This is a genomic window from Erwinia phyllosphaerae, assembly GCF_019132875.1.
Classification (GTDB): Bacteria; Pseudomonadota; Gammaproteobacteria; order Enterobacterales; family Enterobacteriaceae; genus Erwinia; species Erwinia phyllosphaerae.
In genome coordinates this window covers 65,515-84,130 of the sequence record NZ_JAHSPF010000007.1, presented here as the reverse complement: position 1 = coordinate 84,130, position 18,616 = coordinate 65,515, and the positions used below count along the sequence as shown (strand labels likewise).

Genomic DNA, 18,616 nt, shown 5'->3' with positions numbered 1-18,616 from the left:
ATGAATTGTACTTTTCGTACCGATTTAACCCATAAGGAAGCCACCATGGTTAGTTTTACTGCCAGCGAAGCCAAAATCCAGTTTGGCGAGGTGATTAACAAAGCACAGCGTGAACCAGTGAGCATCACAAAGAATGGTAAGCCTTCCGTAGTGGTCATTTCTGCCGACGACTATGCAGAAATAGAACAACTGAAGCTACAAACTCTGCGCAGCAAGCTGGCGCATTCACTTGCGCAGGCTAAAGCAGGCCAGATTCACGATATAGAGACGGTATTTGATGGATTAATGAAGGATTTATAATGGCCCGCATAGTGTTTACGGATGACGCGCGTGAGGATTTACGCGAGATAAAGGACTATTCAATCAGAACATGGGGCAAAGCTATCGCTAAGAATTATTTACTCAGCCTCCAGGTTGCATTAAAGCTTCTGGCGGAAAATCCTGGCATAGGCCATGACGAACAGGAAAATTTATGGCCGGAGGTGTTTAGTTTTCCCTGCGCCAGCCACATGATTTATTATACAGCAATAAAAGGCGGCGTTCTGGTTATTGCTGTTATCCCCCAGAGCCGCCTTCCCAAAGTGCTTCTGCAGCGAAAAGGTGCCTAGGCGTCCCCTTCCTGCACCACCACTTTTTGACCGTTACGTTGTTCGACAATCATTGTCTGCGGCGTGGAAAGCACGATGCCCTCTTTGCGCAAACGGGTCAGAATATCAAACAGCAAATCGCTCTTGGCGCCGGAAACCTGGCGCGGACTGGCGACGTTGCCGGTAACGGCCAGCACAATGCCGGCTGGCGTCAGATCTTTAAATGAAACCGACGGTTCCGGCGTCTCCAGAATACGCTCGTTATCGATATAAACGTCCAGCAGGAGCTGGCGCACTTTTACCGGATCGATATCCAGCGGGAAAGTCAGGGTAATGGTCGCTACGCCCTGGGCATTGCCCATCGTGGCGTTACGCACGTTTTGCGAGATGAACTGCGAGTTAGGCACGATAACGGTAGATTTGTCGCCCAGCTGGATCTCGGTAGCGCGCACGTTAATACGGCGAATATCCCCTTCAATTCCGCTGATGCTGACCAGATCGCCAACCTTAACCGGCCGTTCGGTCAGCAAAATCAGACCAGAGATAAAGTTTTTAACTATTTCCTGCAGGCCAAAACCGATACCAACCGATAGCGCGCTGACAATCCACGCCAGCTTGTTCCACTGTAATCCCATTATCGACAGCGCCAGCAGGATAACCAGCACGTAGCCCACGTTGCTGAACAGCGTAATCAGCGAAACGCGCATGCCGGTGTCCATGGTGGTCTTCGGCAGAAAATCCTGATCCAGCCAGCGCCTGGCCGAACGCAGCACGTAAATGCCGACAACCAGGCACAGCAGCGCATTCAGTACGTGCGCCGGAACAATATTCAGCGACTCCAGGCCCTTTCCGCCCCAGAACTCAATGGCTTTCTGCACCAGCTCGATTGGCGCGGCGCTGCTGAAGGTGCCGTTTAGCATGGCCATCGCGGCAATCAGCACCAGGACCGTCTTACCCAGTGCGCCCAACAGCGTAGCGACCTGAGAAAGGTGACGTTCATCAATGTTCAGCGAGCGCTGAATGCCTTTACCGGTAGGATTGCTGGTGGAAAATAGCGATTCACAGGCGTCCGAAATCAGATGGCTGAGAATATAAAACGAACCGAAAACGATGCCCGCCCAGATCAGTTCATAGCTTAAAAAGCGTGCCAGCGTCACATAGCCAATAACCAGCGTCACCATAATTGCCACGCCAATCAGGGTAATGGCCATTTGAATCAGGCCAACCAGCGTGGATTTGGCTTCTGGCTGTCCGCCTTCCAGTACCAGCTTGCGGCGCACGCGATTGGTGCGGAAACTGATGGAGAGCGCCGTTGCGCCAATCAGCAGCGCGGTAATACCGTTAGCCAGTACCGTCGTCGCAACGCTGGTGTTAGCGCTGCTGTTGAGATTTTCCAGCGCCTGGAAAACAAACACCAGGCCCGCCATCAGCGGCGGAAAAGGTTTCAGCGCCAGCGCCACTTCGTTGGAAATGGTCGGCAAGCGCCAGGAAGGACGGCGAGTAGAAAGAAACGCGCGGCCAAGGCCCGCGATCAAACCGCAGAAAATACTCAGGCCTACCAGTTTGTCGGCAAAGTCGCGTACGTCATCCGTTACGTCAGGCTGACGGGTAAAGGCCAGGTCAAGAAAATTAAAGGCCAGCACGATAGCGGCAAGCGTGGTCATCGCAATAGCGGCCGCCAGGAAACTGCGGCGCAAGCGCCCTTCCGGCAGCCGGTTAATTCCTACCCACGCCAGAAATTCTTCCATATAGCGACGGCCAAAGGTCGCGACCAGTCCGGCCAGCACAATCCAGAAAGCCGTGCCGATGCGCCAGCCCGGCTGCCATGCCAGCACGGCGGTATCCGCCAGCTCGGTAAGGAAATCTTTAACCTTCTCGTTGTCATCGCTCTGACCGTTAAACAGCGGCGACCAGAAGCGCGGCCCAAAAATACTGCCTGCGTTCAGCGCCAGCTGCGTTTTTAACGCATCGCGACGCAGGTTAACGATCTGCGCGGAAAGATTGGTCGCGCCCGTTTTAACCGCTTCCGCCTGGCTAAGCTGATCGTCGATTTTGCTTTTCTGGTTTTGCAGATTTTTACGCTTGCTGGTGACTTCTGACGTCTCTTTAACGCCGCTTTCCGGTTTTGGCGCCGGACCAAGCACATCAAGCTGCGCCTGCAGCTGCGTGCGCTGCGGCGTAATGGACTGCATCAGCGTGTCGGCATCGCTGGAAAGTTCCAGCGCCATATCGTTCAGCGCGTTCAGCTTGCTGTCGTTGGTTTCGCCAGAAACCTGCTGTTTAATCTTATCCAGCACCTTCTGCATTTTAGGCAGTTCAACCGCCGCGTTGAGTTTGGCTGGCGTTCCGGCAGCCTGCTGCTGGCTGGCGTCATCGTCAGCGGCGTACACCAGCGCGGGTGAAAAAGCGATTAACGTAAACAGGCAAAGGCGAAAAAAAGTCATTATTGTCGACATGAAGAGTTCCAGATATCAGACGCTCGGACAGGCAAGCGCGCGCTATTTTAGGCGTTTGCCTGCCCGAAAACCAGCGGATGCTTAACTATTCGGTAACTTCGCCATTACCCGTATTGCTAACCATTTCCGCCGCTTTTTGCTTTTTATAGCTCAGCGCGGCGGCGGGAACCGGCGACACTTTTCCTGTTTCAAGCCAGCTGCGCAGGCGGTTAGCGTCGGCAAAATGCGTGTACTTACCAAAAGCATCCAGCACCACCAGCGCAACCGGACGTTGCTTAATCACGGTACGCATTACCAGACAATGCCCGGCCTCATCAGTAAACCCGGTTTTGGTCAGCTGAATATTCCAGTCGGGACGGTAAACCAGGTGATTGGTGTTGCGAAACGGCAGCGTGTAGTTCGGGTTAGTGAAGGTAGCCATATCTTCATGCGTGGTACTCAGTTGCCCAATCAGCGGATAGCGTTTGGTAGCGATCAGTAGCTTTGTCAGATCGCGGGCGGTCGAGACGTTTTGAATCGACAGGCCGGTTGGTTCGACGTAACGCGTATGGGTCATGCCCAGCTCGCGCGCTTTAGCGTTCATAGCGCGAATAAAAGCGTCATAACCGCCGGGATAGTGATGCGCCAGGCTGGCGGCGGCCCGGTTTTCCGAGGACATCAGCGCCAGCAACATCATATTCCTGCGGCTGATTTCGCTGTTCAGACGCACGCGGGAGAAAACGCCGCGCATTTCTGGCGTGTGGCTGATATCTACCTTCAGAATTTCGTCCATGGGCAGATGCGCATCCAGCGTGACCATCACCGTCATCAGCTTGGTGATTGAGGCCATTGGCCGCACCAGATCGGGATGGCTGGCGTAGAGGATCTTATTGCTATTCAGATCGACAATCATCGCGCTGCCTGAGGCAATTTGCGGCTGCGAAAGCGAAGCGACCTCAGCGGGATGCGGGCTGGCCACGGCCGGAAGAACCTGTCCGGAAAAAAGCAAAGCTAAAGTCAGAAGAGACAAGCGAATTTTTGCAGGCATCGTTGGAAACTTAATCGATAGTGATTCAGGTATGGCACAGCCATACGCCGCCGCCGCACAAAGCACGCCACGCGGGGGCTGGCAAGCGCATCATACGCTGGAGGCTAATCTTTTTCCTAAGAGATATTCGTTTCCGGGCGTTAACAACAGCGCCGCCGGGGGCCCGACGGCGCAGGGTTCAGAACAGACGGTAGCCGTAACCCCACAGGATAACGGTCAGCGCCATCAATACTTCGAACACCAGCACGCCGATGGCCAGCGTGGAACCGGAAAAGCGCAGGCTCTCTTCCCGGTCGATATTCAGAAACATAGGGATGCCGATATAAAGTAGATAACCGGTGTAAACCAGCGCCAGCGCGCCGACAAACACGCACAGCCAGACCAGCGGATAAAGCGCTACCAGGCCGCTGACAAACAGCGGGGTGGCAACATAGCCCGCAAATACGGTACAACGTTGCAGGCTGGGACGCTGTGGATAGTCACGCGCCATCCAGTAAATCACGCGGCCCATTACCGCTACGCCGCCCAAAATCAGCGCATAAAACAGCACGGCGAGAGCAAAAGCGTTTACCAGCGTAAGCTGAATGGTGCTGCGCGCGCCAAAATCCCAGCCGAGCTGCGTCGTTCCAATAAAGGCGCAAATAACCGGAATCAGCGCCATCAGCAAAACATGGTGCGTATAGTGATGCGAAACGGATTCGTTTTCTTGCCGGATATCGCGCATTTCACGGTCAGGATGCGCAAGAAGTCCCCAGACATGGTTCATATCTTCACTCCTTATTACAGGTCGGTTGCGAACTGGCGGGTCAGACTGAATTATAAGCCATCCTCAACTGTTTATTTTTTCACCGTCGTTTTTTTATGCTAACCGCTTCTGTTTATTACGAAAAAAATCGCGCTTTTGGGCAACTTTTTTCCCGCTTTAGCCGACAGCGTTTAGACTAAAAGCTTTTAGCGCACTGACCGCAGGAGCAACAGTAAATGGATATCAATCATTTGATCACGCAGTACGGTTATCTGGCGCTATTTTTGGGGTGTATTGCCGAAGGGGAAACCTTTACGCTGCTGGGCGGCGTAGCGGCACATGAAGGGCTGTTGCACTATGGCCTGGTGGTGCTGGTGGCAATGGCGGGCGGCATCCTGGGCGACACCGCGCTGTTTTTTATCGGCCGCCACTATGGCACCGCCATTCTGCAGCGTTTTAAGAAACATCAGAAACAGATAAAAAAAGCTAATAACCTGATCCGCAAACGGCCCGTGTTATTTGTTATCGGCGTGCGGTTTATGTACGGCCTGCGCATTATCGGTCCGATTATCATCGGTTCCAGCGGTTTAAAACCGCAAAAATTTCTTCTGCTGAACGTAATTGGCGCGGTGCTGTGGGCAGTGATTTTCGTCTCGCTGGGCTACGTGGGCGGCCAGGTTATCGCACCCTGGCTGCACAAGCTGGATCATCATCTGAAACAGGTTTTCTGGGTGGTGCTGATCGTCGCGCTGGTCTGGGGCATCAGGATCTGGTTTAAGCGCCGTGCTGCTCGCCAGCCGGATGAAGATGAGTGATTGTAGCTGCCGGATAAATAAAGGCAGGGTTTTACCGGCTGGAAAAAATCACGGCTGGTGATCCTGCCAGCAGGCATAAAGATAAAGGCTGGTGATCCTACCAGCAGGCAGGAAGACGAAGGCTGATGAGTCTGCCAGCAGGCAAGAAGATGAAGGCTGGTAATCCTGCCAGCAGACAGGAAGATAAAGGCTGATGAATCTGCCAGCAGGCAAGAAGATGAAGGCTGGTAATCCTGCCAGCAGACAGGAAGATGAAGGCTGGTGATCCTGCCAGCAGGCGAGAAGACGACGGCTGGTAGCTTCGCCAGCCGAACGGGACAAATAAGCGGGCCGGGCAATGGCTCTATAACCTTATTTGCCGATATAAAACTGCGGGTTCGCCAGGGTAAAGCCACCATCGATAATAAAGGACTGGCCGGTGGTGTAGCTTGCCCACTGGGAACAGAGCCAGGCGACCATGCTGGCAATTTCGCGCGGGTCGCCTGGCCTGCCTGCCGGGATTTCCGGAATGGAAACCTTATGGGCATCGTCGTCGCTCATCGCATTCATCGGCGTGGCGATAGCACCGGGCGCGACCGAGTTTACCAGAATATTGTGCGGCATCAGGCTTAGCGCCATCGCTTTAGTCAATCCACCCAGTGCATGCTTCGCGGCCGTATAGGCAACCGAATCCGGCAGCGGCGTATGCTCATGCACGGAGGTGATATTAACGATACGTCCGCCGTCGCCCTGCTCCACCATGTGCCGCGCGGCGATCTGACCGCAGATAAACGCGCCGTCCACGTCTACGCTGAACACCTTGCGCCACGAGTCAAAAGAAGTCTCCAGAAACGCCGCTTTATCATTGGTGCCCGCGTTGTTAACCAACGCGTCAATACGGCCAAGCTTGCCAATCAGCGCCTCCAGCGCCTTGCCGCCTTCTTGCGGGTCGGCGAGATCCAGCTGGTGAACTTCTGCTTTCCGACCCAGCGCACGCACCTTGCTGGCCGTGTCCTGCGCGCCCTTTTCGTCCGAACGCCAGGTTATGCCGATATCGTATCCCTGTTCCGCCAGCATAATCGCGCTGGCCTTGCCTATCCCGGAATCGGAGGCGGTGACAACGGCAACTTTCTGCTCTGCTTTACTCATGGATGGCTCCTCGGTCACGATAAAAAATTAAGTATAGGCGAGGGAATTTCAGCGGCGTTTACACTTGCTTGCGCTTCCTGACGCCGCCGCTGGCGGGCACTGTCTATAGTTAAAAAACAGCCTGCACAATTAGCCAGAGGAAGGAATGAGCAAAATAAAAAGAAAGATTGAGGATCATGGCGTTATCGGAGACCTGCGCACCTGCGCGCTGGTGGCAAACGACGGGGCAATCGACTACTTCTGCTGGCCGAATCTTGACAGTCCCTCTGTCTTTACCGCGCTGCTGGATGGCGATGAGGCGGGCCTGTTCAGTATCGAGCCAGACTGGCCGCAAGCGCGACGGCTACAGCTCTATTTGCCTGACACCAATATTTTGCAGACTCGCTGGCTCGATCATAACGGCGTGGCGGAAATCACCGACTATATGCCGCTTTGCAATCGGGAAGACACCCGGCCGCGCCTGATCCGCCGGGTAAAAGTGGTTCATGGCGAAGCAACCTTTACGCTACGCTGCGCGCCAGTTCACGATTATGCCAGAGCGGAAACTATAGCGAGCCTGCATGAAGGCGGCGTGCTGTTTAGCGCGGACAGCCAGCCGACGCTGCGCCTGAGCGGAAAAGCCGATTTTGCCACGTCAGAAAATGCCGCAACGGCAACCTTCACCTTAAAAGCCGGTGAGCACCGCGAGTTTGTCCTCGGCTGCGCGGACGACGAAAAAGTCGATGAGGAAAAAACCGCCGTCTGTTTCCAGGAAACGCTGCATTTCTGGCGTGACTGGAGCGCCAAGAGCAGCTATCGCGGACGCTGGCAGGAGATGGTGACGCGTTCCGCGCTGACCCTAAAGCTGCTGACCTCGTGGAAACACGGCTCCATCGCCGCCGCCGCTACCTTTGGCCTGCCGGAAGAGCTGGGCGGCGAGCGCAACTGGGACTATCGCGCCTCCTGGCTGCGTGACGCCTCGTTTAGCATGTATGCGCTGATGCGGCTCGGCTATGTGGAAGAAGCCAGGCACTTTACCCACTGGGTTGGTCACTGCGTGGAAAACAGCCATCACGACGTGGAAAAGCTCCAGGTGATGTACCGTCTTGACAGCGGCACCGAGCTACACGAAAGCGAGCTGCTCAATCTCTCTGGCTATGCTAATTCCACGCCGGTGCGTATTGGCAACGACGCCTGGAATCAGAAACAGCTGGATATTTATGGCGAGCTGATGGACGCGATTTATCTTGCCAACAAATATGGCGAAGCGATTTCCCATCGTGGCTGGGCGCACGTTAGCAAAATGATTGACTACGTGGGGGCAAACTGGAATCAGCCCGATGCCGGTATCTGGGAGATGCGCGGTGAACCGCAACATTTCCTGCACTCCCGCCTGATGTGTTGGGTCGCGTTAGATCGTGCAATCAGGCTGGGCCAGAAACGATCGCTCTCGTTTCCTTACGAACGCTGGCTGCGCGTCCGTGATGAGATCCGTGAAGATATCTGGAGCAACTTCTGGAACGAAGAAAAAGGCCATTTTGTTGCCACGCGACACGGTGATTTTGTTGATGCCTCTATGCTGCTGATGCCGCTGGTCAGATTCGTGGGCGCAACCGATCCCGACTGGCTGAAGACGCTGGACACGATTAAAGAACAGCTGGTTAACGATGGCCTGGTAAAACGCTATAACCGCGCCGAAACACCGGCTGATGCGCTGGAAGGCACGGAAGGATCTTTTACCGCCTGCTCGTTCTGGTATGTCGAATGTCTGGCGCGCGCTGGCAGAGTTTATGAAGCCCATTTCGAGTTTGAAAAGCTGCTAAGCTATGCCAATCCGCTGGGGCTTTACGCGGAAGAGTTTGATCATCAAGGCTATGCGCTGGGCAATACGCCGCAGGCGCTCAGCCATCTGGCCCTGATTAGCGCGGCATTTTTCCTTAACCGCAAGCTGAACGGCGACGACCCGCTATGGCAGCCGTAACGCAAAGCCATTTTTTACGCGTTATTTCCAGATAAATCTGCGTAAAGCTGGCACGCCAGGCGCAAATGCAGGTTTATTCCGGACGCTTATGACCATATAATGTGCAGCCGGTCACCTTTGACCGGCACAGGCTTCTTTATCCACAGTTTACATGGCGCTATACCTTGAAGAATATGAAAAAGAGCATCCGCGCGTTAGCCACTTTACTGCTGGCCGTTACCGCTTATAGCCAGTCTGCTTTTGCCGTGGTTTATAACCTGCCCGCCGCTAACAGCCGTCTGCTTGGCGACAATATTGAAATTACCGTGCCTGCCGACAGCAAGCTGCCGCTGGAGGCTTTTGCCGCTCAGTATCAGATGGGGCTGAGCAACATGCTGGAAGCGAATCCGGGCGTGGATGTTTATCTGCCCAAAGCCGGTAGCAAATTAATTATTCCTCAGCAGCTGATCCTGCCCGACGCGCCGCGCGAAGGTATCGTGGTCAACAGCGCCGAAATGCGCCTTTATTACTATCCAAAAGGCGGCAAAACGGTGGTGGTATTACCGGTTGGCGTAGGCGAACTGGGTAAAGATACGCCGATGAACTGGACCACCACGGTACAAAGCAAAAAAGATGGCCCGACCTGGACGCCAACCAAAAAAATGCATGAAGATGCTGCTGCCGCGGGCTCACCGCTGCCGCCAATTTTCCCGGCCGGCCCTGATAACCCGATGGGCCTGTACGCGCTCTATATTGGCCGTCTTTATGCTATTCACGGCACCAATGCCAACTTCGGCATCGGCCTGCGCGTCAGCCACGGCTGCGTGCGCCTGCGCGCTGACGATATCAAATGGCTGTTCGACAACGTGCCGGTCGGCACGCGCGTACAGTTTATCGATCAGCCGGTTAAGGCCAGCGTAGAGCCAGACGGTTCACGCTATATCGAGGTGCACAATCCTCTGTCGCAGACCGAAGAGCAGTTTAATTCACGCGAGCCGGTTCCACTGACGTTAACCGCGGCCGTGAACAAGATTGTGGCGGACAGCAGCGTAGACAGCACGACGCTGGAAGAAGCGCTGAAAGCGCGTACCGGTATGCCAACTAAAGTGAACGGCGCGGCCGGTAATGGCTATGCCGCTCCGATTCCGGTACAGGAAAACGAAGGCGCGCAGCCTAAAGAAGAGCCAGCCACGCCGGTAACGCCGCAGGGCGCTAACGGTGGCGCGGCCCCGGCTGCCGATACGCCAACCGTAGACGGCCAGCCTGCAACAAATGCAAACGGTCAGACCTCTGGCGGCGGCGCGGCGGCAACCCAGGCCCCTGCCTCTAGCAGTAGCAACTTTGTTGTGCCCACGCAGCCTGGCCCAATCTACCAGGACAGCAAATCGGCAGCGAAAGCTAACGCGGCTACGCAGTCCTGATAGTGGCGTCTCGCTGACCAGCAAAAACGGGCCAAACGGCCCGTTTTTTTATGCCTTTTTGAGATGTTTTACATTGCCCAGGCGCCCTCCTTACCACTTCAGCCCCAGCCCGGTGGTGAAGTCACGTTCATTTAACGTATCGCGCGTGCCGCTAACCAGGTTATGTCCATAGGTAATATTTAACGACGACCAGCTGGTAAGCTGATAACGCAGGCCGACCTCGGCATCCATAGTGAAGATGTTATCGCCCAGCGAATGCCCTACGTCGCCGTGGCTGAACAGCGCGATCTTTCTGCCCTGTAGAAAACGCTGATAGTCCCAGCGCAGCGAAGCGCCAAGGTGGCTGTCTGAACTGCCGTCGCTATAGCCATAGGTAAACGCGCCGCCCAGTAACGCCAGCGAAAACGAGCCCAGCTCATCGTCCCAGAACTGGTAGCCGGGGCCGGTGCCAAGCAGCGCCTGTTGTGATAAATCCTCGACCCAGTCACGCTTGTAGCTGGCCCTGCCCTGCCAGAAAAGCCGATCGCGAAACTGATAGTCCAGCGCGTAGCGCAGGCTATAGTTTTCGGTGTTCATGGTGTCATCTTCTTTTTCGCGCGTATAGGTGCCGCCAAAGTCGTTACGCCATTTGCCGATATTGACCTTGTTGTTATAGGCGAAGTGGGAATCCTGCGTGCGGGTAGACGCTTTTTTCAGGCTGATCCCCATATCAATATTACCGGTCCAGGTCAGCGCATCGGTTTTAGGTTTGGGCTTCATAAACTCTTCAAATCTGGTTATCTGCACCCGCTGTTCATCCGCGCCGCGCCGCACCACGATATAGCCCGGATCGGCCGCTTCAAGCTGTGCTTTGAAAACCTGTTGGCCATTGCGTACATCGATCGCTTTTTCACTGGAAAGCGTACTGACCGAGCTCCAGTTAAGCGAAAGCGTGCCGCCGTAGCTGGTATCCATCACCAGCTTGCCGCCGCTAAGCGAGCGCACCGTGCCGCTCAGGCGATCGCCGTTTTTCATCCAGACCGTATCGGCATGAACACAGGGAGTAAGAAAAAACAGGACAAGCAGACCGGAAAGCCGCAAACGGCATAAAAGAAGATGCATATAGACAGGTACTACCTTTGAGCGCAGGATGAGCGAATGTTTCCTATACCTTAAACGATAACCGTTTCGCTAAGCAGGGGAATATGTCTGATAAACAGAGCAAGCAGGGTCCGATTTGGCACGTTGACCGCCTGTTTTTAAGATAAATCGCGACGGGCTTCGTCATCTTACTGTCATTAATCCTGCGTACATCTGCTTAAGACAGCTATCTCTTTCCGCCCACAGCAAAGAGGACTTATGAGCCAGAACAGCGCAATCGATCGGTATCAGATGGCCGGTAGTCGTCCCGTTTACCGTAAAAACAGCCGATTATCGGTACTGCTGTTTATTCTGCTGATGCTTATAGGCATCGCCTTTGCCGGCGTTAACCTTTTTCATGACGTTACCGATGCAGGCAGCGAAAGCACCAGCTATGTGCCTTATTTGCTGTTGGGTCTGGCGCTGCTTATCGCGCTGGGCTTTGAGTTCGTTAACGGGTTTCACGATACGGCAAATGCCGTGGCCACGGTGATTTATACCCATTCACTCACGCCAACCGTGGCGGTAATCTGGTCTGGCTTTTTTAACTTTCTTGGCGTACTGCTCTCCAGCGGCGTGGTCGCTTTTGGCATTATCTCTTTATTGCCGGTCGAGCTGATTTTACAGGCCAGCAGCGGCGGCGGTTTCGCAATGGTTTATGCCCTGCTCTTTTCGGCCATTATCTGGAACCTTGGCACCTGGTGGTTTGGGCTGCCCGCCTCCTCCTCGCACACGTTAATCGGCTCCATTATTGGCGTGGGCGTGGCAAACGCGCTGATTCATGGCCGTACCGGCACCAGCGGCGTGGACTGGGATCAGGCGTTAAAAGTGGGCTATGCCTTATTACTGTCGCCGATCGTCGGCTTTGTCTGCGCGGGATTGCTGATGCTGTTAATGAAGCGAGTCGTCAGGAATCGCCGACTTTACAGCGCGCCGCAGGGAAATAAAAAGCCGCCGACCTGGATCCGTGGGCTGCTGATCCTGACCTGCACCGGCGTCTCTTTTGCGCACGGCTCTAACGATGGGCAGAAAGGTATGGGATTGATTATGCTGATTCTGGTCGGGACCATGCCGATGGCCTACGCGTTGAACCGCTCGATTCCTGCCGAGCAAAGCCCACGCGTTGCGGCGCTGGCTACCGTGACGCAACAGGAGCTGATGCGCCAGTCAAACAATGCGCCAGCACCTGCTTCTTCTTACCACGTGCTGACGGACTACGTTCGTACCGACAAGCTTAATCCTCAGGTGCTGCCCGCACTGGCCGAGCTGACCGGCGCGATTGGCAATCAGATCCGTCAATACGGCACGGTTGATAAAATCCCGGCGCGGGCGGTTTCTAATACCCGTAATGATATGTATCTGGCTTCTGAAACCATTAAGCATCTGAAAAGCGATCCGCAGTTCAAACTGCCCGCGCAAACCCAGCGAGATCTGGATGCGCTAAAAGCTGAACTGGATAACGCCACGCGCTTTATTCCCTGGTGGGTTAAGGTGACCGTTGCTATTGCCCTGGGGCTGGGCACCATGGTCGGCTGGCGCAGGATTGTGGTCACCGTCGGGGAAAAGATCGGTAAGGCGCATCTGAACTATGCTCAGGGTGCCAGCGCTGAACTGGTGGCGATGGCGACAATTGGTGCAGCGGACGGCTTTGGTTTACCGGTTTCGACCACGCACGTTCTTTCCTCCGGCGTGGCGGGCACGATGGCAGCCAACCGCTCTGGCCTGCAGATGGCCACGCTGCGCAACCTGGCAATGGCGTGGATCCTGACGCTGCCCGTGTCGATTCTGCTCTCCGCCACGCTTTACTGGCTGTTTACGCGGTTTTGACCACAAATACGGCCCGGCTGCACTGGTAAAAGCAGGCCGTATAAAATAAATGCAAGTTGCTACCTGTAGCCTGCCGGGCGTACAATAACCAGGCTATTGATAAAACAGAATACGGCTATAGCAATATTGTTGATAACGAATGTTGACGTGAATCAGGATGAAAAAATGAAGCTTAATCTTCACTCAACCCCAAAAAAAATTCCTGACCCGGCTAAAGGTAATGCCGTGGCTGCATCCCTTGTTATGCTTTCAGGTAAAAAACCTGTCGGACGTAAAATGGTTCGTGTTGGCCTTAACCCTCAGGTTATTTACGTCAATGCATCAGCTCAAGCGTTGCAAAGAGCAGTAAGGATCTCAGAAGAGTACAGCACCAGCTGTGGCAAGGATGGAGATCCGAGGTTTGAAGAAGCCTGATAAGCTTTACTCTCCTGCTTTCAGGGTTTATCAGACCATAACGCTTAAAAACAAGCGTGCTTTAGATAATATTATTGATAAAGCCTGTGCAGATTTAAAAAGCGCGGCGCTAAGCGGTTATCTGACGGAACCCCATCTCTGGATGCAGCACGCCGCATTTAAGCTCGCTGATAATGAATCCGGCTTCGGCAAGCTCGGTCCCTTCAGGCGTCCCAAAGCCGCTCTTTTTGAACCCATTTTTCATATTCACATCCTTCCTGTCAGCTATATCTTCAACAAGCATCAACACCATGCTACGTCAAATGCATGTATCGTTTATGCCGACTTTACCGTGCACAATAAACGAATTATTTTAATGCTGGATTTCGGATCGAGTCATAATGGTGATATGTCAGAGAAAGACGTATGGAAATATATTGATGATTTCCATAAATTACGGCCCGGCATTATTGATGCCGTTAAAACATTGATAGAAACCCACGAAACGCCAGGCCGCCAGACAAAACCCTATCCGGCAGGATGATTTTGCCGGATAGCCTCTCCGCTGTGCCATCTGAAGATAACTTAGCGCTTCTCTAGCCCGCTTTCACCGCAGCGCGTGCCGGGAGCCGAACGATAACGGCCAGCGCAAACAATACCACCACGGCGGCCACTAAATAGATGGAATCAATACCCCACTGGCCGATCAGCAACCCGGCTACCGGTCCGGTGACACCCAGGCCAAAATCCAGAAAGGCGGAATAGAGACCCAGCGCCGAACCCTGATTTTGCGGTGCAACCTGCTTGATTGCCTCCACGCCCAGCGCGGGAAAAATCAGTGAAAAGCCGGAGCCGGTCAGGAATGCGCCGATATCCACCATCAGCGATGAGTGCGCCTGCCAGATAATCAGCAGGCCGACACACTCAATGGCAAAAGAAAATCCGGAGACGCGAAGACCGCCAAACCGGCCGATAAAGCTGCTAAAGATGAGCCGCATCATCACAAAGCCCAGGCTGAACAACGTCAGGGAGAACGCCGCGCCGCTCCAGCCGTGGCTGGCGAAATAGAGCGTAATAAAGGTAGCGATCGTACCAAAACCAATCGTGCCCAGCCCCAGGCAAAGCCCAAAGGGCCAGATGCGTGAAAACACCTGGTTAAACGGGATACGCTGGCCTATGGTGACCACCACTGCCGGGCGTCGAATGGCCAGCCAGACGCCAAAAAACGCCATCAGCATAATCAGTACGGCAAAACCGGAGAGGCCAAAAGCAGAATTCAGCATCACGCCCAGCGGCGCACCCATCGCCATTGCCAGATAGGTCGCCACGCCATTCCAGGAGATAACGCGTGCGCTCTGCGTGGTGCCAACAATGTTGATTCCCCACAACATTGCTCCTGTTGACGTCAGGCTTTCGCCAAATCCCAACACCACGCGTCCGCTAGCCAGCAAAATCAGGCTGGTTAAGGGAGCTGCATTAAAAACGACCGCCAGCACGCTGAACAAACCGCTGGCGCCACACAGCACCAGCCCCAGCAGCACGACCTTTTTTGGTCCCAGCAGATCGGCATAGCGCCCTGCCTGTGGGCGGCTGACGAGAGTAGCGAAGTATTGCAGGCTGATAATCAGCCCGGCGATAAACGAGCTGTAGCCAAGCTGGTTATGCACGTAGCCCGGCAACACTGCCAGCGGCAGGCCGATGGAGAGATAGCAAAAGAAGGTGAAGATCACTACCGAAATGATGCGTTTGTTAAGCTGTGCGCTGGATAGGGCCGGAGTTGCAGACATGTCAGAGCCGAAAATGAGTGTGATGAAGCTCACATCATAACCTTAGCGGGCTAAGAGATCGCGGAAAGAATCAGGCCATTTGTTACAAAGTTGTAATTTTCAGGCACCGTTTGCCGCTACGATACGCGCGTAGCGATCGATAGCGCCAGCGATGTCGCCAGAGGTTTTTAGCGCCCGGATCTGGCTGAACAGCTCGCTCGCTTCCAGATACTCTTTACGTAAATAGCCCAGCCACTGTTTGATCCTGGCAACGTGATAAAGACCGGTATCGCCCTGCTTTTCCAGCTGCACATAACGTTGCAGCAGCGTGACCACCTGCGGCCACGGCAGACGAGGTTCGTTATATTTGATGACCCGGCTCAGGTTTGGCACGTTAAGCGCGCCGCGCCCAATCATTACTGCATCACAACCGGTAATCCGCAAACAATCCTGCGCGCTCTGCCAGTCCCAAATTTCACCATTGGCAATGACAGGAATGCGCAAACGCTGGCGGATCTCGCCAATAGCCTGCCAGTTAATTTTTTCTGCTTTGTAACCATCCTCTTTTGTCCGACCGTGCACGACCAGCTCGCTGGCACCCGCCTGCTGCACGGCATCGGCAATTTCAAACTGCCGGGAATCACTGTCCCAGCCAAGCCGGATTTTAACGGTGACGGGTAGATGTGCGGGTACGGCTTCACGCATGGCTTTCGCGCCACGGTAAATCAGATCGGGATCTTTTAGCAGCGTAGCGCCGCCGCCGCTGCCGTTAACCAGCTTTGAAGGACAGCCGCAGTTAAGGTCAACGCCCCAGGACCCCAGTTCCACCGCGCGAGCCGCGTTTTCCGCCAGCCACTGCGGATGCTGGCCCAGCAGCTGAACGCGCACGAGCGTGCCGGATGGCGTACGGCTGGCATGATGCAGTTCAGGACAAAGGCGATAAAAAGATTTGGCAGGCAAAAGCTGATCGACCACCCGCAAAAATTCGGTGATGCAGAGATCGTAATCGTTGACGTCGGTGAGCAGTTCGCGCACCAGTGAATCAAGCACGCCCTCCATCGGGGCAAGTAAAACGCGCATGTCACAAACCGTTGCTGGTTAGAGAGATAAGATATCGACAAAATGCCAGCGCGGAACGCATTGCGCTCCGCGCTGTAGAGCAGCCTGGGATTGCAGGGGGAGAGATCCGCCTGGCGTGTTGGCTAACTCAAAACGTGCCGACAGTAAAATCAGGGAACCAGGTTCCCTGCATCTTTGTTATGCCGGATTAGAACGACGCTGGCGAGTTTTGTTGCGAGGCGCACCCGCCGCGCCTTCGCCCTGACGGCGTGGACCGTTGCCCTGACGCTCTGACGCTGTGCGCTCGCCGCTGGCAGCCTGGCTACGCCCGCCGCCGTTGCCGGTACGCGCGCTCTGGCTGCGTTCGCCGCTGCTGCTGCGTCCCGCGCCCTGGCCACGTTCGCCGCCACGGTTACCCGCTGGCGCGCCGCGTCCACCGCGTCCCGCACCGCCGCCGCCGCCACCACGCTGCTGACGACCGTTTTGAATCGGCTCCGCTTTGATGCTCGGATCCGGCTCATAGCCTTCGATGGCGATACGCGGGATCTCACGCTTCAGCACGCGCTCAATATCGCGCAGCAGCTTGTGTTCATCTACGCAAACCAGCGACAGGGCTTCGCCCGTCGCGGCCGCGCGGCCGGTACGGCCAATACGGTGCACGTAATCTTCCGGCACGTTTGGCAGCTCATAGTTAACCACGTGCGGCAGTTCGGAAATATCGATGCCGCGCGCGGCGATATCGGTCGCCACCAGCACGCGAATGTTGCCGTCTTTAAAGTCGCTCAGCGCGCGAGTACGTGCGCCCTGGCTCTTGTTACCGTGGATCGCCGCAGCGGTGATGCCATCTTTGTTCAGCTGCTCAGCCAGATGGTTGGCACCATGCTTGGTACGGGTAAAGACCAGCACCTGCTGCCAGTTGTCGCGGCCAATCAGGAAAGAAAGCAGTTCCCGCTTGCGCTTTTTGTCTACAAAGTGCACGTGCTGGGTAATCTGTTCAGAAGCGGTATTGCGGCGAGCCACTTCCACTTCTTCCGGGTTATGCAGCAGTTTTTCCGCCAGCGTTTTAATCTCGTCAGAGAAAGTCGCGGAGAACAGCAGGTTCTGACGCTTCGCCGGCAGCTTGGCCAGCACGCGGCGGATATCGTGAATAAAGCCCATATCCAGCATGCGGTCGGCTTCGTCCAGCACCAGAATCTCTACTTTAGAAAGATCCAGCGCGTTCTGATGTTCCAGATCCAGCAGACGGCCCGGCGTTGCCACCAGCACGTCAACGCCGCCGCGCAGCTTCATCATCTGCGGATTAATGCTGACGCCGCCAAACACCACCAGCGAACGCAGGTCCAGGTATTTGCTGTAGTCGTGCACGTTTTCGCCAACCTGCGCGGCCAGCTCGCGGGTCGGGGTTAAAATCAGGGCGCGGACGGGACGGCGTCCTTTTGGATGCGGGTTGTGGCTGCTCAGCAGCTGCAACAGAGGCAGCGTAAAACCGGCGGTTTTGCCGGTGCCGGTCTGGGCGCTGGCCATCAGATCGCGACCGCTTAGTACGACAGGAATAGCCTGGCGCTGAATAGGGGTTGGCTCGTTATAGCCCTGTTCGGTTACTGCACGCAAAATATCGGCGTTAAGGCCGAGAGAATCAAAAGACATAAAGTTGACTGACTCCGGTTCCGCCCTGACCGCAGCAAGCGGTGTAGTTTCCAGGGGGATACTGTGACGCCAGGCTTAGCCTGACGCTTGAAAGGGGGCACAAACCACGGTGCGTAAGCGCCGGATTATAACAGATGTTGCGCTTATGCAGCGAAATATCTTTAACCGGTAAAAAGACGGCACGCTGGCGCTGTTTTGCGCGTCAGCAATCGAACGGGTAGCGGATAAAACAGCCGGGCATGGTAACAGCGAAGGAAAGAAAAGAGGGTAATAAGCGGGCCAGAGTGGCCCGCTCTGCTTTAACGTCGGGCGCGAACCGGCTCTTTGGCCAGCAGCGAAACCACGGCAGGACCGGTCAGCATAACAACGCCAACACAGCCTAACAGCAGATTGTTATGCACCACGCGCGACAGCAAATAAAGCACCAGCATTGCTGCGCCAAAATAGTAGGTGGTGGTCACGTCTTCCAGAAAATCGCCCAGGCGGCGCAAACGCGCCAGGCGCTGGGCCGGCAGCATGGCGATAAAGACGCAGGCATACAGCGTGACTAAAACGGTGCTGACCTGAAACAGCGCATGATGTTTCCAGCCCGTGATCAGGGCGGCAATCAGCAGCAGGTGCAGCGTGATGTGGACGTAGGTTTGTCCGGTGACAATCTGAACGCGATTGGACCATTTCATGTTTTTA

General features: G+C 55.1%; 18 protein-coding genes. 8 read left to right on the top strand and 10 right to left on the bottom strand.

The window, feature by feature from the left end; genetic code table 11:
• Nucleotides 1-45: 45 nt before the first annotated feature.
• Together KUE00_RS13635 and KUE00_RS13630 are read left to right on the top strand one after the other, a co-directional pair.
• Complete coding sequence (locus tag KUE00_RS13635) at nt 46-300, top strand: type II toxin-antitoxin system Phd/YefM family antitoxin (protein ID WP_246760441.1); 255 nt, start codon at nt 46-48, stop codon at nt 298-300.
• On the top strand, nt 300-608 hold the full coding sequence (locus KUE00_RS13630; protein ID WP_246760440.1) for a type II toxin-antitoxin system RelE/ParE family toxin: 309 nt from the start codon (nt 300-302) through the stop codon (nt 606-608). Before KUE00_RS13635 ends, KUE00_RS13630 begins: the two co-directional genes overlap by 1 nt.
• On the opposite strand, the gene KUE00_RS13625 is transcribed toward KUE00_RS13630, so the two are convergent.
• The 3 genes from KUE00_RS13625 to KUE00_RS13615 all read right to left on the bottom strand — a co-directional run bounded on the left by KUE00_RS13625 (nt 605) and on the right by KUE00_RS13615 (nt 4,836).
• On the bottom strand, nt 605-3,043 hold the full coding sequence (locus KUE00_RS13625; protein WP_246760439.1) for a DUF3772 domain-containing protein: 2,439 nt from the start codon (nt 3,041-3,043) through the stop codon (nt 605-607). The two genes, KUE00_RS13630 and KUE00_RS13625, sit on opposite strands and share 4 nt — an antisense overlap.
• Nucleotides 3,044-3,128: 85 nt before the next feature.
• Nucleotides 3,129-4,070: a D-alanyl-D-alanine endopeptidase gene (pbpG, locus tag KUE00_RS13620; protein WP_246760438.1), complete on the bottom strand. Its 942-nt coding sequence runs from the start codon at nt 4,068-4,070 to the stop codon at nt 3,129-3,131.
• A 178-nt stretch (nt 4,071-4,248) separates the two neighbouring features.
• A complete protein-coding gene (locus KUE00_RS13615; RefSeq protein ID WP_246760437.1) occupies nt 4,249-4,836 on the bottom strand; it encodes a Yip1 family protein in 588 nt (195 codons plus the stop codon).
• Between the two features lie 215 nt (nt 4,837-5,051).
• Here KUE00_RS13615 and KUE00_RS13610 point away from each other — a divergent pair, with 215 nt between their 5' ends.
• A complete protein-coding gene (locus KUE00_RS13610; RefSeq protein WP_246760436.1) occupies nt 5,052-5,630 on the top strand; it encodes a DedA family protein in 579 nt (192 codons plus the stop codon).
• Nucleotides 5,631-5,981: 351 nt separating this feature from the next.
• Here the strand turns inward: KUE00_RS13610 and KUE00_RS13605 are convergent, their stop codons facing one another.
• Nucleotides 5,982-6,758 (bottom strand): SDR family oxidoreductase, encoded by a 777-nt coding sequence (locus KUE00_RS13605; protein WP_246760435.1) that lies wholly within the window; start codon nt 6,756-6,758, stop codon nt 5,982-5,984.
• A gap of 145 nt (nt 6,759-6,903) precedes the next feature.
• Here KUE00_RS13605 and KUE00_RS13600 point away from each other — a divergent pair, with 145 nt between their 5' ends.
• Both KUE00_RS13600 and KUE00_RS13595 read left to right on the top strand, forming a co-directional pair.
• Nucleotides 6,904-8,718, top strand: a complete 1,815-nt coding sequence (locus KUE00_RS13600) for a glycoside hydrolase family 15 protein (RefSeq protein ID WP_246760434.1) — start codon at nt 6,904-6,906, stop codon at nt 8,716-8,718.
• A gap of 173 nt (nt 8,719-8,891) precedes the next feature.
• Complete coding sequence (locus KUE00_RS13595; protein WP_246760433.1) at nt 8,892-10,118, top strand: L,D-transpeptidase family protein; 1,227 nt, start codon at nt 8,892-8,894, stop codon at nt 10,116-10,118.
• Between the two features lie 90 nt (nt 10,119-10,208).
• Here KUE00_RS13595 and KUE00_RS13590 read toward each other — a convergent pair whose 3' ends face one another.
• Nucleotides 10,209-11,219 (bottom strand): DUF481 domain-containing protein, encoded by a 1,011-nt coding sequence (locus KUE00_RS13590; RefSeq protein ID WP_246760432.1) that lies wholly within the window; start codon nt 11,217-11,219, stop codon nt 10,209-10,211.
• Nucleotides 11,220-11,456: 237 nt separating this feature from the next.
• Between KUE00_RS13590 and KUE00_RS13585 the strand changes: the two genes are divergently transcribed.
• The 3 genes from KUE00_RS13585 (at nt 11,457) to KUE00_RS13575 (ending at nt 14,001) form a co-directional block, all read left to right on the top strand.
• On the top strand, nt 11,457-13,064 hold the full coding sequence (locus KUE00_RS13585; protein ID WP_246760431.1) for an inorganic phosphate transporter: 1,608 nt from the start codon (nt 11,457-11,459) through the stop codon (nt 13,062-13,064).
• A gap of 165 nt (nt 13,065-13,229) precedes the next feature.
• Nucleotides 13,230-13,478: a hypothetical protein gene (locus KUE00_RS13580; RefSeq protein ID WP_246760430.1), complete on the top strand. Its 249-nt coding sequence runs from the start codon at nt 13,230-13,232 to the stop codon at nt 13,476-13,478.
• Nucleotides 13,465-14,001: a type II toxin-antitoxin system YafO family toxin gene (locus tag KUE00_RS13575; protein WP_246760429.1), complete on the top strand. Its 537-nt coding sequence runs from the start codon at nt 13,465-13,467 to the stop codon at nt 13,999-14,001. The genes KUE00_RS13580 and KUE00_RS13575 overlap by 14 nt, the downstream gene beginning before the upstream one ends.
• A gap of 52 nt (nt 14,002-14,053) precedes the next feature.
• Here KUE00_RS13575 and KUE00_RS13570 read toward each other — a convergent pair whose 3' ends face one another.
• The 5 genes from KUE00_RS13570 to KUE00_RS13555 all read right to left on the bottom strand — a co-directional run bounded on the left by KUE00_RS13570 (nt 14,054) and on the right by KUE00_RS13555 (nt 18,609).
• Nucleotides 14,054-15,244, bottom strand: a complete 1,191-nt coding sequence (locus KUE00_RS13570; protein WP_246760428.1) for an MFS transporter — start codon at nt 15,242-15,244, stop codon at nt 14,054-14,056.
• 50 nt (nt 15,245-15,294) lie between these two features.
• On the bottom strand, nt 15,295-15,351 hold the full coding sequence (locus tag KUE00_RS21965) for a hypothetical protein (RefSeq protein WP_425523585.1): 57 nt from the start codon (nt 15,349-15,351) through the stop codon (nt 15,295-15,297).
• Nucleotides 15,344-16,303: a tRNA dihydrouridine(16) synthase DusC gene (gene dusC, locus KUE00_RS13565; RefSeq protein ID WP_246760427.1), complete on the bottom strand. Its 960-nt coding sequence runs from the start codon at nt 16,301-16,303 to the stop codon at nt 15,344-15,346. The genes KUE00_RS21965 and dusC overlap by 8 nt, the downstream gene beginning before the upstream one ends.
• A 177-nt stretch (nt 16,304-16,480) precedes the next feature.
• Nucleotides 16,481-17,929, bottom strand: a complete 1,449-nt coding sequence (rhlE, locus tag KUE00_RS13560; RefSeq protein ID WP_246760426.1) for an ATP-dependent RNA helicase RhlE — start codon at nt 17,927-17,929, stop codon at nt 16,481-16,483.
• Between the two features lie 299 nt (nt 17,930-18,228).
• The gene (locus tag KUE00_RS13555) at nt 18,229-18,609 is read right to left on the bottom strand and encodes a YbhQ family protein (RefSeq protein ID WP_246760425.1); all 381 of its coding nucleotides are present in this window, start codon (nt 18,607-18,609) and stop codon (nt 18,229-18,231) included.
• Between the last annotated feature and the right edge of the window lie 7 nt (nt 18,610-18,616).